The organism is Aquitalea sp. ASV15 (assembly GCF_016429115.1).
GTDB classification, from domain to species: domain Bacteria; phylum Pseudomonadota; class Gammaproteobacteria; order Burkholderiales; family Chromobacteriaceae; genus Aquitalea; species Aquitalea magnusonii.
In genome coordinates this window covers 1-387 of sequence record NZ_JAELTZ010000150.1, presented here as the reverse complement: position 1 = coordinate 387, position 387 = coordinate 1, and the positions used below count along the sequence as shown (strand labels likewise).

Sequence of the window (387 nt, the reverse complement as noted above, 5' to 3'; positions counted from 1 at the left end):
CCCCCCCCCCCCCCCCCCCCCCCCCCCCCCCCCCCCCCCCCCCCCCCCCCCCCCCCCCCCCCCCCACGCCCCCCCCCCCCCCGCCCCCTACACTGTTGTTCGTTCGTCGGCAGCGTCCCCCCCCCCCCCCCCCCCCCCCCCCCTGTTTGCCGCCTCGGTCTATGAAGACATCTCCTTCGGGCCCTTGAATCAGGGGCCGACAGCGGCCGAGACAGGGCAAAGGGTGGAAGCAGCAATACAGGCCATGGGCCCTGTCTCTGATACACATCTCCGAGCCCACGCGACATGAACAAGGATCTCGTATGGCGTCTGCGGCTGGAACGGGGGGGGGGGGGGGGGGGGGGGGGGGGGGGGGGGGGGGGGGGGGGGGGGGGGGGGGGGGGGGGG

At 77.5% G+C, this 387-nt stretch carries 1 protein-coding gene; it reads left to right on the top strand.

From position 1 onward, the window contains the following. A partial coding sequence (locus JHD64_RS22265; RefSeq protein WP_255524414.1) for a hypothetical protein occupies nt 1-289 on the top strand: 289 nt, incomplete at its 5' end. Between the last annotated feature and the right edge of the window lie 98 nt (nt 290-387).